Here is a 16483-nt window from a genome sequence, read left to right as displayed (position 1 = left end):
TTTTAAAGACAACAACCCACAGCCAACAAAATCGGATCAGTAATAATGTGAAAGGAGTCGAACCGACGATCCCGTTATTGCAAATTCCTCCTGTAGCAAATTCGTTAGGAAACCGAACGAGTTGGCCCGTCTGCAATGTCTGTTTTATCCGCGAAAACGTTCTGGCGAATTTCAGCGTCCATATCGAACAGTTGCGACCCTGTCTGGTTGAACTCGTCGAAGAGAGCCATGCCACAAGGGCGGGCAGGCTGTTTCGCAATGAACTCAGAAAAGCCTCGCTATGCCGGTCCATATAATTGCCTTGAGCCAGGCCCAAGAAATCGATGTAATGGCAATTGCGGCTATCAACGCCATCAGGAAGACTCCAGCGATGCGAACGATACCCCGGATGGGTGCCCACATCGGGCGCCATGCCTTCGGTCTGTATAGATTCGGATCGCCGTCAAACGTGCTGGGATGCCGACGCAAAAAGCGATCCCACAACCCTCCAGGGGCGAGGTTGGCCTCTAGCTCCTTGATTTCGAAACAGCCGCCATGCCCATAGTGCTCATTCATCACATTGATAACGGCATTGTCACTGAAGCCGCGGCGTGCGCCAGGGCCAGTCCCTGGAATGAAGTACTGTGCCAACGGAACCGCCCAATCTTTTCCACCGCAATGGCAGAACACGGCCTCAAGGCGGCCTTGAGATATACGGTCTGTCCAATTGTAGTCCGGACGGATTACAGTGCCTGCGGCTATAACGCGCCCGAATTTCAAGTCATCGAATTCGGTCATTGCAAGCAACTGGACGAACAACTGGCTTCCGAAGCTATGGAGAATCACATCCGGCGGTTCGGGTATTCGGTTGGCTCTCGCGTATTCGACGGCAGAACGGATGGTGGTTCCGAGCTTTCTTGCAAGTTGCCGATGACGCCAGCGCACAAGAACACTAAAGCGAATGAGCCCGTATTTGTAAATCAGAACCGGGGCGCTATACTTGAGCTTATTCCCCATGCGCCAACTGAAGTCCTGCTGCCACTCACCGTGAGTATTAAAGCCGTGAATCACGACCACCCAAGGAATGTCGCGCGTACCATGAACGCCCAATCGATAGACAGGCTTTCGCCGAACGCCGCCGTGATCGGCGAAAGCCTCTCCACAGAAGGGACATAGTTCCTCCGTTGCTGCCTCCGCCTCAATCGCTTCGTTGCACGCTGGGCAGCTTAAAATCGCCCGGCGCTCGATCAGGGCGATATCGGCGGCGGCGTCTAAGAACTCCACAGCCGTCTCCTCGTCGAGACCAAACGAGCGAGCGGAGATTTGAGGATCGATCTCGGGCGTTGCCCCGCTACTTATTCGAGCAAGTAAAGCATCGACAGCAGTGGTCCCAAACGCCGCACGAAGTTGGTCCACTGTCATGTGTTAGACCAGACCACGCCGAGGACGTGATAGACATCCTCACGCTTGCATTGGACCCAAATGCGTATTCGGCTCTCAATGCCGTACCCTTGCACCTTCACGTTTCGGCTGAGCGCTGCGTGCTTCTCCTGCAAGAAGTGAAACAGGCCGTCGGCACCGGTGAAACTATTGTCGTCTACGCCGCGCCGAGCTTCCCGAAGAGCCTGGACATCTTCGATACCACCTTCCGTCAGCGTGGAAACGACATCGACGTGACCTCCATCCGTCATCATTCGAGTCGACTGGACCCGCGTATCGTTCTGAAGAGTCATCTTCTTGAACGCTTGGCTGAGCTGGATGCGCTCCGGATTTTCGTCAAAAAGTCCGATGTGTTTAAGGTCCTCCTGGACCTGCACATGGACGGGCCTATGAGCATTGCCCTCGGCCGGGAGTTGGATCATCACGGCGCAATATGGGTCAAGGAAGCGCCAAGCAAAGCGCACAACGGAGCGATCGAACCGCTCTCGGTACGCCTTATACTTGTAGCGCTCTTCGTCGTCCTCGAACCGCTCGAAGTCCTTAGACGGTGTCCGCTCCCACCCGCCGGCGCCTTTGTGCCAGGCTATGAAAAGATGATCGGAGGTCAGCGAAATAGCGCTGAGTTCAAGGTTCTCGGGGAACCCATAGCTGATTGGTGTGTCGATGAGCTTCCCAAAATCCGAGGCAACTAGTTTGTCTCGGATGTCCGCGGGAGGAAGAGTAGGTGGCTTGAACAAATAGATGTGCTGATTACCCCAGCCTTCGACTTCGGACAGCCAATCTTCAATTATCTGCCTTGTCAAAGTGCCGGCATCGATCGCGGCCAGGATGTTCTTGGCAAAATCCGCCTTCTTCGTCCCGATCTGTATCTTATGCTTCCGCAGTAGCTCTTTGATGAACTCATTGCCTTGGGTGACAATGATGGAGCGAACAGCGTCCTTCAGCCGCTGCTTATCCTTCTCTTCATCCGATTTTGACATACTATCTATCCCGCAAAAGACATGACTTCATTCTGTCTGCGGTTGCGTATTTTGTCACGCCTTATTCAATCTATAGTTAAATGGCGGCAGATCTTAATAATGCAAAAATTCTAATTCGAACTGAGGCGGTCGAACCAGACCTTCGACACTAAACAAAGTCTCAACATATCAGGGAACTGCTTTAAAGCGGACGAGATCGCTGTCGGCGGCTTCAGCTTCGATCTTTTGAAAAATCTCGCGAAGCATCTACTCAAGAAACAGGTCGAGAAATATACCGGTGCTCTAACCCGTAAACGGGCGGGCTCTCGTTCAATCCCTGCATTGGAAGATGCTAGACCGATAAACGACTGAAATCCCACGCTATTGCTTAAAGCAATTCTCACGATGCCACTGAAGAAAATGCGGATGTGGCCGCGCAGACGGCCGTAAGGGTACGATCGCTCTGCCGGTCTTGTTGATCAGTCCTCTTATGCTCTCCGGATCATTCGCCTGTCGCGAGATCAGGATATCGAGGTCATCCGAAAGGCTGATGAGGCCGCGATCGAACATCCAGTGCGCCGTGCCTGACAAAGCAATGCCGTTACCGAGGGTGTCAGGTCCGTTCGCCTCCACGGGTCGAATATGAGCCGCGTCCACTTCGGCGCGCCCGCCACCATTGATGAGTTTCAAGCCGGTGATCGCGCATCGTTTGTCGTAGGCCTGCAAAACCAGCCGTCGAAACAGCCGATTGCGAACAACACGGGAGGTAAGCTGCATCACACGCTCGCGTTCTTGTTCAAAGATGAACGGTGTTTGAACTGCGTCTTGAAATCCATTTGTAAGATCAGCCGCTTCAACTCCATCCAGCCGCGGTAGCTCCGGTTCTGGCTCATTGAGGCCGGCCGACAGGATGCGGTTGAAATCCGTAGCGGAAATAGGCCGCACTGCCGATTGCGCTCTCCCCGAGATCCGTCCGTCATGGTTCAACACGCCGCGCTCGATGACACCATCTGGGCCATTGAACGGAACAGGATTGATGAAATCAAGATAACTGCCAGGTTCGATCAGTGCCAGATACATGCCCGCCACTTTCGGGTCCGGGACGACTTGGGCGACCTTGGCGACCGCGAAATAGCCGCGCGTGGCGGCAACCTTGCGCGGTTCATAATAGATGATCCAATTCCCCACGCAGCCTTGAACACGGCCGAGGTACTGGCTTGGAAACTGATATTGTTCAGCCGGACTGTCGTCGTAGATCGAGTCCGAACGATGAATGAAAACTCCGAATCCCATCCTCGATGCTTAGCATGAGAAGATCGGCCTCGGATATGAAGTCTGTCCCTCGCTCGAAGACAAAATGACCGAAATTGCACGTTTTTAGCGGGAACGCCTTATAGCGCTCCGGGACAACAGCGAGACGTTCGATTGCCGGTGAGCTCGGCCCCTGCGGCGGCCGGTCTGGATCCTATCCATGCTTTGAACGGTGATCTCTGCAACATCCCAAAGGGCCCGATCTTAACCCTTCGCTAACGTTCATTCCTTAGCAGGCCGTGCCCCGGGGCTGGAATCTTATCTGTAAGGGAAACCTGAATGATCATGAATCCGACGGCGAAAGCCTTTCAGCGCAAAATCGCTAGCTTTTGCGAGATCCGGCTGGCACCACTGGCAAGTCCGGCCGAGCTTGAGCGCTTGACCGCTTACATGTTGGCCTTGGTCAACGATCAAGCCCTTCCTCCCACGAAGGGGAAAACAGTCGATTGGACCGAGATCGCCGCCGCATGCCGGCTCTCTGCCAAGCCGAGCGCAAAGCTGATGCGCGTTGGACAGCACGGCTTCGATGCCATCATCCGCTGGGTGAACACGAACACCGCGACACCTCGCAACCGCACGAGTTCATCGTCGAGCTCCGCGCGGATCTCGAAAGCTCGAGCTGCCAGCGGCAATCGCTCTGCGGAAAAGAATTCAAAACCGGGAGCAAAGCCCAAGCCGATTGACGAATTCCCCATTGCCCTCTTCGATGACTATACAGAACCCGTCTCGTTTCAGGCAGCATTGGAATTGCACATCAGGCGCTTTGGCGAGACCTACTACCATCTCCATCGTGCTGTTGTGCGGCCTGGCGACAGTTTCGATGCAAAGACTCTCCTCAGTTGGCTGAAGGGCACCAAGGTGCCGCGCAGCGTGGAGAGCTTCGAGATCCTGGATCGCATCGAGCATCGGTATCGACTGTCAAGAGGCTACTTCAAGGCAAAACTTCCGCATCAGTCTCGCGCCGGCACCGGCCATGACATCGAGGAGGAAATTTCTCCCGCGGAGCGCCGCCGGCTGGCCTGGCATCTTCCAGACAATTTCAACAAGCTGCCGAAATCAAAGCGCCAGGAGATCCTCGAATGGATTCGCAGGGTGATCATCACCGGCGCAACCGACTACCGCCGTTTTCAGGCGGCAGCAATCAAACAACGTTATGCAATCCGCTTTCCGGCAATGGCTTACGGTGGACGAGCGTCATCGGTCCCGATCGGACGCGGCACCTCGAACCAGAGCAATCCCATTGGAGACCTTGATGATCCGGATTTGCTGTCGGGCGTTATCGATGCCCCTCCCCGCCTTGCGCTCGAAATGGCGAACCTGATCTCGTTTAAGACATCGACGCTCACGGCGATCGGGTTTCAGCGGAACAGCGTCTGGGGCGAAGAGACGGCTTCGCAAAAACTGGAGCACCTTGGCCTCATGTTCGGAGCCCTTGCGGCATCTCCCGATGGCCAGGTGGCGGGGCGAGGTATTCCACTCGGTGTCCTTACCTTCGGTCTTCTGGTGTTTCGCGGTGTCTGGGACTGGTATTTGCAATGGCGCGAGCGCCGGCGCGGGTTTTACACGGCCTGGGAAGCCGACATGCTGAGCATTGCCTTGTCGCTCACACGCGAGGAGACCGGCTGGCTCAGACAGCATCCGGAACTAATCGAGAGGGTGATTCCCATCGAAGGCCTTGTCTCGGTAGAAGAGATCGCCTTTGCCAAGCGCGACTGGCACGCCTGCTGTGACGCGTTTCATGCCCATGCGCGCAATCGCATCAAGGAAATCCAGCGGGTGATGCGCATACATCGCGATCCATTCGAACCGATCATGTGCGTGCTCGAGGCGCCGAGCCCGCTGGCGGAGTATCGAAAGATCACGGACGAGATCCTTCTCAGGATGCCGGACAAGGATCGATATCCAAGAGCGGCGGCCGAATCCGTACGATCATTTCTCATGCTGCGGCTTGGCCTTCATCTCGGCCTTCGTCAGAAAAATCTTCGGCAGCTTCTGCTTTGCCCTCGCGGGCATATTCCAACCTCGGAGCGCCGGCTTGAAGAGCTGAAACGCGGCGAAATCCGTTGGAGCGATCGAGACAATGGCTGGGAGGTCCTGATACCGGCCAACGCCTTCAAGAACTCCAACTCGTCCTTCTTCGGCTCCAAACCATTCCGGTTGATCCTGCCGAATCTGCTGGACCTCTACTACTACATCAATGCCTACATCGATCGGCACCGGCGCATTCTGCTGGCGAACGCCAATGATCCCGGCACCTTCTTTATAAAGACGGTCAAGCAATCGAGCACGGAGGCCTCCTACAACCAGACCACCTTCTATGAGGCCTGGCGGCTGGCCATTCAGCGATACGGGATCTACAATCCCTATACCGGCCGCGGGGCGATCAAGGGCTTGCTGCCGCACGGTCCCCATAATGTCCGGGACGTATTGGCAACCCATATTCTCAAGCTGACGGGATCCTACGAACAGGCGAGCTATGCGATCCAGGATACACCAGACATGATCCAACAGCATTACGGGCGGTTCCTGCCGCAAGACAAAGCCGCACTCGCCGCCAAGATATTGAATCAGGTTTGGGAGGCGGCATAAATCCAATGCGTTGAGGTGGCTCGATAAGCGTCAGCGACGCGACTTGGGCGCCTCAACAAACCGCAGCCGCACAACTTGCGGAAATCATTGTTTATAGGCTACCGAAATCGTCTCTTAGCCATCTCCTTGTTCGTCAACGACATGGCTCGAAACGTAGGCATCAACGCGAACGTCGGGATCGCACAACAGATTGGCTAGTCAATGGCTCGTCCGCGCACCCGGCGTGCTAGTTTGCCTTGCGCCCGATGAGAAGACATTAGCTCCTTTTGAGCATTATCCAATTTTAGTAGAAGGCTCTCCCTAAGGAGCGTGAGTATCTTCCACTCTATCATTCGATCCGGGCGTTTCGTTCCATTCGCTAGAAGGGCAGTCACCTGCACCAAGTCATATGCGGTGTTCTGCGCCGGGTCGACAAATCCAGCATTGCTAGGACCTGCCAAGGCCGTTGGAGTTCCCTCGCCATCTAGAATCCCAAGACGAAAGCCGATGCCGCGGGACCCGGCATGAACATTATAACTCGCCATTCGATAGTACGATTGCATCACGGCTTTGCCAACTGCAGCCTCAAGGTCAACCAGTCTCGGCTTTTTGATTTTCAAATGGTGTGCTGCCCATCCATATTCAGAGCCGAAATTGTCGCCAAAGCGCGCCAGATTGTCATGGTACGCCGTATCTATGCTATTTATTTCAGCCGGTGTGGGAGGTGAGTATCCAAGCTGCTCATGATGCAAGACATAGCGATCCATGGCTCGCTTAGCTTCCACAGCTTCATGGCACCTATATCGAACCGCTAATTCTTCCCCCTCGTCGGCAATGAGGGTGGCAACCACCGTTATCTCGTGCAATGTTCTCCATCTTGCCATAGCGCCATCCGCAAGGCCGTTCTCCATGAGAATAATTATTTCCAAGACAACTTGGCATGCACGCGCATGCAGACGAATGATTGTGTCACTCAACACAGGCTGCGATCGTCCACGGCTTTTTGCGATACTTTCACCGATCTCAATCGAGATCGTGTACATCATTCGCAAAATTTCAAAAGCATCGCCCCATCGAGCATATAGATTCGCGCTGAACTGTGCCATCCTTGCTTGGTCATGTGCCCGCTGGATAGGCCAATCTGCCTCAAGCGTTTCAAGGATTATTCGCGCCGCACTGGTTAGGGCTTCTGAGCAGACTTTCGGCATTTCCTCCTGGTTAAATTTGATTGTAGCTTCAAGGATCGGGGCAAGATCTTCAGCGGTCAATGACAATTCAATGTTATCGTCATCATGGCTATTGGTGCCCCACACGAAGGGCTCTGTTGGAGCTACTATAAGGTGATTGGCAAGCGCGGAGGCAAAGCCATCGGGCGCATCTGATATCTTCGTCCCGATCAGATCAGACAGTCGTCGGACAAGAAACTCTTTCGGTGCATTTTTTAGAAGCCCTTTAAAAACTCGATTAAGGCTTGAGAGCGGCCTATTGTTCCTCGATTTTAGCGAGAATCCTTTTCCTCTTCTGACCACAGTACACTGTCCCTGTCCCAAAGATTTATCGTTGGAATCGCTTCCCGTTGATTTTCGCGTCGCCTCATCTTGTGTGATCAAATGATGAAGGGCGTAAGCGTTGTTTCGTTCGCACCTTGACCAAGATGGTTTTTGCAGTGTCAAGGGCCGAAGTCATGACGAGGACGGGCCACGGTGCGTCAATTGCTGCCGTTCAGTCCAGGGTTAATCCGGCCCCGTTCAATCGATACCGAATACGCTCTGAATTCGGAGAGGCTGATACCGCCTCAATAAGACGACCTATATTTCCATGCAGAACTGCCTGGATCACTGGGCCTATTTCTTCTTCAACGCTCCGGAGGGCTCCTTCATTCATTCGACATTGAAGGCGCTCATGCAGAATGAATTCCAATACCTTGTGCCGCAGTTGACTGCCCTGAAGGGCCTCGAGATCGGGCTTCTTGATGTAAAATTCAAAGCTATGTGTCAAAAAGCCTGAATCGACCGGGAGCGAGAGAACCAAGCCAATGTCATCCTCAAAGACGCTAAGCTCCCATCCTCGGCCAAAGAGTTTTCTACGCAATTTTGTCACCAGCTATCCCAAGCTGCTTTGATAATGCTCTAAAAACGTGGCCGTCCGCAATGGTCCGATAGAAGCCTTTGAGCGCGTATTACACCACCAAGTTATTCCACGGCAGGAGGTCTCCTATTCGGCTCTGCTTGTGGCCATTGACGATGGCGGTCAGGACCCTGGCCAAATACGCATACGGATCGACGGCATTTAACTTGCACGTCTCGATCAGCGAGGCGATGATCGCCCAGTTCTCCGCTCCAGCGTCATGTCCGGCAAAGAGAGTATTCTTACGATTGAGGGCAATCGGCCTGATAGTTCGCTCAACCGTATTGTTGTCGATCTCGATGCGACCGTCGGTCAGGAAGACGCAGAGCCCATCCCAGTATTTGGCGACATAGGCGAGAGCTTCTCCGAGCGGCGACTTGCCAGCGACGCGGGCACGATGATGCGTGAGCCAAGTCCGGATGTCTGCGATCAATTGGGCTGACCGTGCCTTCCTCCCGGCGAGGCGAGCGTCGGCGTCGAGACCGCGCAGCTCTGCTTCGATGCGATAGAGTTCGCCGATCCGCTTCACGCCTTCCTCTGCAATCGGTGTCGAGCCAGTGCGAGTGATCTCGACCAGCTTACGCCGAGCATACGCCCAGCAATACGCCAGCTGGATGTCGGGACCCACACGATCCGGCACAATCAGCCGATTATATCCTGCGTAGCCGTCGACCTGAAGGACGCCCGTAAACCCTTGCAGTATCCGTTCGGCATGTTGCCCGCCACGCCCTGGAGCGTAGGTAAAGGCTACGCCGGGTGGAGCACCTCCGCTCCACGGTCGGTCATCGCGGGCCAGCGCCCAGAAGTATCCAGTTTTAGTTTTGCGGGAACCGGGATCGAGGACTGGCGCACGGGTCTCGTCCATGAACAGCTTGGTGGACCGCTTCAGGTCGGCGATCAGAGCGTCGAAGACCGGACGAAGTTCGAATGCCGCTCGGCCGACCCAGTCGGCAAGCGTGGAGCGGTCGAGATCAACGCCTTGGCGGCTCATAATCTGGGCTTGTCGGTAAAGCGGCAGGTGATCGGCGTACTTCGAAACTAGCACATGCGCAATGGTCGCCTCCGTGGGCAACCCGGCGTGGATCAATCTTGCAGGCGTTGGAGCCTGGGCAACGCCATCGGTGCAGGAGCGGCAGGCATATTTGGGACGACGCGTGACGATGACGCGGAACTGCGCAGGGATGACATCCAGCCGCTCGGAGACGTCCTCGCCGATACAATGCAGGCCGCCGCCGCAGGCGCAGATCAGGCTTTCCGGTTCGATGATCTCCTCAACACGAGGAAGATGGGCTGGAAGAGAACCCCGATTGGCGGCGCGTGGTTTAGGCTGCGGCTTCCCTGAGGGGCTATCGGCTTTATCTTCGGCATGGATGGCAGCAATGGCCGTTTCCAGGTCCTCCAATGCGAGATCGAATTGTTCAGGATCGGTCTTCTCGGATTTACGGCCGAAGGCTGCTTGCTTGAAAGCTGCGACCAGCTTCTCCAGTCGCTCGATCCGGTCATCCTTGCGAACTTCACGGGCTTGCGCAGCGATCAGCATCGCCTTCAGCGCAGCTATGTCGTCTGGTAGATCGGCGGCATCCAACATGCCCGAAGTCTATCAAACCTCGTCACGCTTCGCCGGAAGAATCCGCCGCCCGAGTCATCGTGCCGCATCTATTCGATGGCATCCGGCGCTCTTGTCTCCACAGAGCGGACCCGCCGCCAATCGAGGCCTGCAAACAAGGCCTCGAACTGAGCATGTCCCAAGGTCATCAAGCCGTCCCTGACGCCTGGCCAGGTGAAGGTGTGTTCCTCCAGCCGCTTGTAGGCCAACACCAGACCGCTGCCATCCCAGTAGATCAGCTTCAGTCGGTCTGCTTTCCGCGACCGGAATACGAAGACCGTCCCTGTAAAAGGGTCCTTATGCAACTCGTTCTTGACCAGCGCCGCTAGGCCATCGTGGCCCTTGCGGAAATCGACGGGCTTAGTCGCCACCATGATCCGGACGCGGTTCGATGGAAAGATCATGCAGGAACCGCGCATGCACGCGCGACAGCGGCGATGCGGGCGGCAGACGCACCTTCTTCCAGACGAATGGTGACGGACCCGACGATGATCTCGGGACGGCTGGCCCTCTTGACCGGCGGTTCGGAAACAGGTGGTTCGACGATTACCGCTGCAAATTCTACCGCGTCCTCGGGTGCGGGTAGAACCAATTTGCCCTGCCGCGCCATCGTCCGCCAGGTGGACAGGTGGTTCGGCTTCAGCCCATGGCGCTCGGCGACCTCATTCACCAGTGCACCGGGCCGCAGGCTCTCCGAAACGATCTGTGCCTTGACCTCGTCCGGCCAGTGCCGGTGAACCTCACGTCCAGACTTCCTGGTCGTGAGAAACTCCACTGTAGTCTCCATGAAGAAACTCCCGTTGCTCATCCATGGAAAGGCGATCACAGATCAGGGCAGGAAGGGCAACGTGGGAGCGGCACACCGGTTACTGAAGGGCAACCTTCCTACTGAAGGCAATTTCTGGGCTCTCAAGTAAAATCACTAGATTGATTGCGCGAGAGAGTCGATCCGGCCCTGTCCCTACCCTAACTGCTGCGCAAAAGGGTCTATCAGGACAAGGCCCCTTCCATCAGTAGTCGAGCCGCTCAGTATCGCACGGTTTTAGTCTTGGGGCGTCATCCTCTGATCAGCTTCGAAAGTTGGACCTTCAAATCGGTGCTAGCATCTCGGTGACTTGCGTGCGACTGTCGCGATGATTTTACGAGAATCCCGTTTTTTTACGTGAGGAGGCTGCATGAAGTCTAAAACGCCTCGGAAAGGTAGGCGTACCGGCCAGGCAACTACTCGACAAACGGCTGGCCCAGGATTCACTTTCGAAGACCTTGTTGCCGCATCGTTGACAACCAAGCTTCTTGTTGGTGAAGCGTTGCCGGCTGTCGGGAACGCAGGCAACATAATTCAATCGCAGACGGACGCACTACGATGGCGGATCGACGATCTGCTGGTAACGGCTGAAGCCGATGGCAAACACCTTGCCCTTTCATGCAAGAGCAATATGCAGGTCACCGCCAACGGTCTCCCGGCTGATTTTGTGCATCGCGCCTGGACACAATGGCGCGCCTCCGACGGCCCAATGCAGCAAGCGACCGATGTACTTGCGCTCGTGACGCGCGGGCGCCACGCGACGTTCACACCACCGTGGAGCGATATCGTGACATGGTGTTCGGGTGTCGATCCCGAGCTTGCCATCACCCGCATCCGGAAAACCCGAACCCACACGCGCATTTTCGAAAGCATCCAGGCGCCTGGCGGCACCCGTATGGCAACAGACGCCGAGACCATCGAACTGATCCGGCATCTCGCTGTCATCCCGCTCGACTTCCAGCTCGACCAATCCACATGCCTTGAAGAGGCCATCGGCCGATGCCGTATGCTGCTGCAGAGTGGCGATCGAACAGAAGCACAGCGGGTTTGGACCGATCTGGTTCAAATGGCTACCGACACCCGCGTCGGCTCTGGTACGCTGACGCTGCAGGCGATCTGGGAAAATCTCCGCGCAAAATACCGTTTTAAGGATCAGCCGAGCTTCGCGGGATCATGGAGCGCACTTGAGGCCTTAACGTCGGACTACAAAGCGCGGATCGAAATGGCGCTTCCTTCGGGTGTTGTCATCGACCGAACTGAAGACCAAGCCAAGCTTGCCGAACTTCTCCGTGATCAACCGATTGTGCCGGTTGTCGGCGAATCCGGCAGCGGGAAATCCGCGCTCGTGAAGGGAACGTTGGACGCATTATTCCCCCGGGACAGACAAGTATGGCTTGGCCCGGAGCAAGCCGAGGCCGCGACCAGTGATCTCGATCGATCGCGACTCCAGCTCGCGTATCCCTTGCACGAGATTCTTCTGGCAAGTGCCAGCCCGCGCAATGTGCTGGTGATCGATGCGGCGGAGCAGCTTGATTCCGATGCGCTCGCGCGGATCAAGCTGCTCGTTCAATGCCTTGTTTTTTCTTCCGACCCAACAGCCGACCGGCTGTGGCGTATCGTGATTATCAGTCAACCCGAAGGATGGCGTGATCGCCTCCAGCCATTGATTGGCGTGGCGGTACAGCGCCCGCTTGCTATCAGCGCGCTCAGTGTTGAGGAGGTAAAAACAGCGCTCCGCGCGAGTGGTGATCTTCGTTGGTTGGCCGGCCGGGACGAAACCGTGGCCGCGCTTACCAACCTCCGAGCGTTGAGATGGGTTATTCAGGCGTCGGCCCTGTTTCAGGCGGGAAGCCCGGAACTGACTTCACCTGCGGCCATAGCCGATCGTATTTGGACTTTTTGGACGCAGGATCAACCAGCCTCGCAAGGCTTGCTTGTTCGGTTGGCGGAACGCGAAGCGGAGTTTGTGCGGAGCTTTGCGCTCAGCGAACTGGACGCCACGGACACCCTGATTTTCCAGAGCAGGCCGCCACATTTTCCGTTGCGTCGAAACACTCGCAACCGGATCGAATTCGACCACGATCTTGCCGCGGACTGGGCGCGTTTCCAGCGGCTCAAGGAAATCGCGCATGATGTCGATCGATGGGCTGCGCTGGCTAACAATCCGTTGTGGGGCGGCGCGCTGCGCTTGTTCGGGCAATTCCTTCTGCGCGAGGCCGCCGGCGGCGTCAGTGAATGGGATCAGGTGTTGGCGCTTCTGGAGGCGAAGGGCGCTACCCCGGCTGCGGATATCCTGCTCGATGCGCTGTGCCTTGATCCGCAGGCCGATTGGTTTCTGGAAGAACGCGCTGGATTGCTGTTCGCCAACAACGGTGAACGGCTGAACCGCCTGCTCCGCCGCTTCCTACACGTCGCCACGGTTCCCAGCGCGCCCGACGCATCCCAAAGTATCGATCGCACTCTTGCGCTCTATATGGAGGACAAATACCGCACCCCTATCATCGGGCTGTGGCCCGCGATGGTGAACTTTCTCCACAATCACCTCCAGCAAGTTGCGGAACTTGTCTCGCCAACGGTCGCGGACATCTGCACGACGTGGCTGACGGCGACCCCGCTGCGGCTATACAGCGATGTTCCACTGCCTTTCCGGAAGGAATTTGCCGAAATTGCGTTGGCGACGGCAAGGGCGCTCCAGATCGATCAAGGCAAGGACACGATCTACATTAGCGATGGCGAGCGCCCAATCTATGCTGCTGCCTTTTCCGGAGGCTGGGACCTTCCCGATGACGTGGCGACCTGGGCCTTAGAAATGGCACGCCGTCGCCCCCAGCAAGCGGAGGTTACGGAAAAGGTTGCTGCGGCCAAAGCGAAGGCAGCGGCGGACCATGCCGAGCGGATGAACTTCGATTCAGACTATCGGGCTCGTCAGAATGAGCTGGAAGAGCGGCGGCGATCCAGCGGTCCGATAGGCTTTTTCAGATCGCGGAAGCTACCGCCATGGTCGATGGGGCCAATGGGCCGTATCGAAAATGATTTTCGCCACACCGTCCTCCATACGGCAGCGCTGACCCCGCTAATGAATCTACTGCCCGAACTGGCTGCGGAAATTATGCTTGCCGCCATTATCGAGAGCGATCCGCGCGAGGAAAATTCCGACCGATTCGGTTTCGAAAAGATCGGGCTGGAATACGATGCAGAAAGTTATCCCACCGCCTTCTGGAAAAGCCAGTTTTTGGCCTTCTTACATATCAACCCTGATATAGCGCTGACTACCCTCGTGCGGTTGGTGGATTTCGCTACGGAACGGTGGTCACACGCTTGGAAAGCCAACCGCCGAGGCCCGCCTCAGATAGCCCTTGTGATGCGCGACAGTACAAAGACGTTCTATTTCGGCGACTGGATGGTTTTTGATTGGACCTACAGCGATTCGACTGCGATTGGGCAGCTTCACTGTGCCTTGAACGCGCTGGAACGGTGGTTGACGTTGCAATTCGACAAGGGAACGGACATCGCCCCTTATCTGGAGCGGCTTATGAAGGAGAGCAACTCGCTTGCCTTCGTTGGATTGCTTGTGAACATTGGAAAATACCGGAGCATCTTGTTTTCGGATGTGCTGATGCCGCTGTTGAGCAGCAGGGACGTGTATCTGCTCGACGAGAATCGGGTCAAGAACAATCAATTTTTCCCTGTATTTGCATGGTACCGCGCGGGGGAAGCCGCTTTCAATATGGCGCGGGAATGGGCGGCGGCGCCTTATCGGCGACAGAACTTGCTGGAGATTGTCGGCCAGATTATTCCAAGAGACAAAAATGTTGCCGCTTTCCTCAAAGCGGCAACTGCGACGTGGCTCAGGCCTAAGACGCCGAAGGAAGCCATCGAGTTCGACATTCTTTGCGCACAGCTTGACGATGCAAATTACAGGATCGAACGCGATCCCGACACCGGCATGGCAACGGTTGCATTCGATCTTCCCGAAGCGGTGAAGGCAGAGGGAATCGCGTTCCAGGCGGCGAACGCGCCCAAATTGCAGAGTCTGACGCTCTCATATTGTTGTGAGCACATCCTTGAGGCGCGCGGCGAACTGGCGGACACTGACGCTGAATTCCTGGCTAATGTGTTGGCCGCTCCACACACTGATGATGAGCCAGGTGACGAGGGGCGCCAGGCGCTTAACCGGTTGGCGGCGGCCGCCACACTGCTTGTCTGTGGCGGCGCGTGGCTTGCTGCTCAGCCCGCCGTGCATGAAGCAGCCAAGTCCCAACTGCGTGCCACGGCAGACGGCGCCGCAACCAACCAAGTGTCAATGCGGCGGCAGCGTATCAGCTTCGACGGCCGTCTGAAGTTCGCGGCGCACGGGATTTTTCATCTGTGGCTCGGTAGCGGCAGCGAAGAAACCGAATGGGAACGTGCTCTGCTTTGCATCCTGACTAGCGACGACACGAATGCGGTTGGCGCACTGGGGCTCCTTGCCCATCGCCATCGAACAGAGCTTGGTGCGCGGTGGTGGCGCCTGCTGCAACTTGGCACGCTGTGGTCCGCCCTCTCAATGCTCGGACCGGATTATGATGATCCGCCCGAAGTCGCGGTGCGCTGGCAACGCTGGCTGAAATGGCTGCGTGAGCGCCGATTCGCAAGCACGCAAGCCGACGCATCCTGCCTCGATCCCCTCGGCACGTGGCAACGATCCAAACCGCTTGAACAGGCGCGCCGGCGCCGCCGGATGGCTAGCGAAGATAAAGCCTGGCTTCGAGCCATTTCCGATGAAACGGCTTCGCGCGGTCTCGATATGGGATTCCTCGCCGGCTTCTACGGTTGGCTGGTCGCCAACGACTTTCGTCCGGAAGGAGAGGAGCTCGAAATCGGCCGCATAGTGATCTCGTCGCTCTGGGCTTATGAAGCGATCTTTTGTTTAGAGCATCGCGATGAATACGGCAAATATCGGCTGCCTGATCAATTCGGATACGAAATCATCGGCAAGCTCGCTTTCTATGCGGTGCATGTCTCGGCGGAGCTCGCACCGGAGATTTGGCGTGGAGTCCTTGGCCGTGGTCCGGCGGCACGCCACATTATCGAGCATTTTGTTGCCTCCTGGTTCTTCGAACTTAATCGCGGATGTGATGCGACTGAATTTTGCACTCGTTGGCGCGACATGATCGAATTCGCCTTGAGCGCCGGCTGGGCTGAGGGTGGCCATTGGTTCGACGAACAACGCTTATTGCTGCAATTGCTCGGATTTGGTTCTGAGGCATTTCTGAGCAATTTGCCGGAGGCCGCACGAACAGTGCTTTCCATGCGTGACCTCTATCGACGCTGGGCGGAAGCCAACCTCAAAGTTGATGAGGAAAATGTCAATGCGTTCGCCCGTTTTCTAGCCTCGAAGCCAGGAGAGGCACTACGAATGGACGGAGTGAAATGGCTGGCCGAATCGTTTGCCGACACAGTCCGACAACAATACTGGCGGGACCAAGGAGGAACGGGTGATGCGCTCGTTAATCTTCTTGACATCGTACTGCATGAGAACTCCGCCGCGTTCACACAGGAACAGGAAGCACGGGACGCTCTGCTGGCACTGGCGGCCTACCTCGTGGCAAGGCAAGTCCCTGCGGCGCTTCCGCTTCAAGAACGCATCAAGCGACTCAGACGATAGCGTTCGACAGTCGTGCAGGCGCGAACGCATCCTCGTTGCGT

Annotated in this window: 10 protein-coding genes; 2 read left to right on the top strand and 8 right to left on the bottom strand. The window is 56.4% G+C overall.

What is annotated here, in order from left to right; genetic code table 11:
• Positions 1 to 264 precede the first annotated feature (264 nt).
• The 3 genes from PH558_RS24720 to PH558_RS24710 form a co-directional block, all read right to left on the bottom strand.
• Entirely contained in the window at positions 265 to 1401 is a 1137-nt protein-coding gene (locus PH558_RS24720; RefSeq protein WP_145676970.1) for a hypothetical protein, read from the bottom strand.
• Complete coding sequence (locus PH558_RS24715) at positions 1398 to 2399, bottom strand: hypothetical protein (RefSeq protein WP_145676968.1); 1002 nt, start codon at positions 2397 to 2399, stop codon at positions 1398 to 1400. Before PH558_RS24715 ends, PH558_RS24720 begins: the two co-directional genes overlap by 4 nt.
• Before the next feature lie 360 nt (positions 2400 to 2759).
• Positions 2760 to 3671, bottom strand: coding sequence for an HNH endonuclease (locus tag PH558_RS24710; protein WP_285207094.1), 912 nt, complete (start codon positions 3669 to 3671; stop codon positions 2760 to 2762).
• Positions 3672 to 3968: 297 nt separating this feature from the next.
• Between PH558_RS24710 and PH558_RS24705 the strand changes: the two genes are divergently transcribed.
• Positions 3969 to 6278: a hypothetical protein gene (locus PH558_RS24705; RefSeq protein ID WP_145676964.1), complete on the top strand. Its 2310-nt coding sequence runs from the start codon at positions 3969 to 3971 to the stop codon at positions 6276 to 6278.
• A gap of 194 nt (positions 6279 to 6472) precedes the next feature.
• Here PH558_RS24705 and PH558_RS24700 read toward each other — a convergent pair whose 3' ends face one another.
• From PH558_RS24700 to tnpA, 5 genes are all read right to left on the bottom strand, one after another.
• A complete protein-coding gene (locus PH558_RS24700) occupies positions 6473 to 7930 on the bottom strand; it encodes a DUF5677 domain-containing protein (RefSeq protein ID WP_145676962.1) in 1458 nt (485 codons plus the stop codon).
• A 49-nt stretch (positions 7931 to 7979) separates the two neighbouring features.
• Positions 7980 to 8357, bottom strand: coding sequence for a hypothetical protein (locus PH558_RS24695; RefSeq protein ID WP_145676960.1), 378 nt, complete (start codon positions 8355 to 8357; stop codon positions 7980 to 7982).
• Positions 8358 to 8436: 79 nt separating this feature from the next.
• Complete coding sequence (gene tnpC, locus PH558_RS24690) at positions 8437 to 9972, bottom strand: IS66 family transposase (RefSeq protein ID WP_285207092.1); 1536 nt, start codon at positions 9970 to 9972, stop codon at positions 8437 to 8439.
• A 68-nt stretch (positions 9973 to 10040) separates the two neighbouring features.
• Positions 10041 to 10394: an IS66 family insertion sequence element accessory protein TnpB gene (gene tnpB / locus PH558_RS24685; RefSeq protein WP_145676956.1), complete on the bottom strand. Its 354-nt coding sequence runs from the start codon at positions 10392 to 10394 to the stop codon at positions 10041 to 10043.
• Positions 10391 to 10777: an IS66-like element accessory protein TnpA gene (gene tnpA, locus PH558_RS24680; protein WP_285207088.1), complete on the bottom strand. Its 387-nt coding sequence runs from the start codon at positions 10775 to 10777 to the stop codon at positions 10391 to 10393. Before tnpA ends, tnpB begins: the two co-directional genes overlap by 4 nt.
• Positions 10778 to 11165: 388 nt before the next feature.
• On the opposite strand from tnpA, the gene PH558_RS24675 reads away from it, so the two are divergent.
• Positions 11166 to 16442, top strand: a complete 5277-nt coding sequence (locus PH558_RS24675; protein WP_285207087.1) for a hypothetical protein — start codon at positions 11166 to 11168, stop codon at positions 16440 to 16442.
• Positions 16443 to 16483: the final 41 nt, after the last annotated feature.

Origin of the sequence: Rhizobium pantanalense (assembly GCF_030182525.1) — a bacterium.
Lineage (GTDB): Bacteria > Pseudomonadota > Alphaproteobacteria > Rhizobiales > Rhizobiaceae > Rhizobium.
Note: the sequence above shows the minus strand (reverse complement) of the source record. Positions and strands in the feature narration are given on the sequence as shown.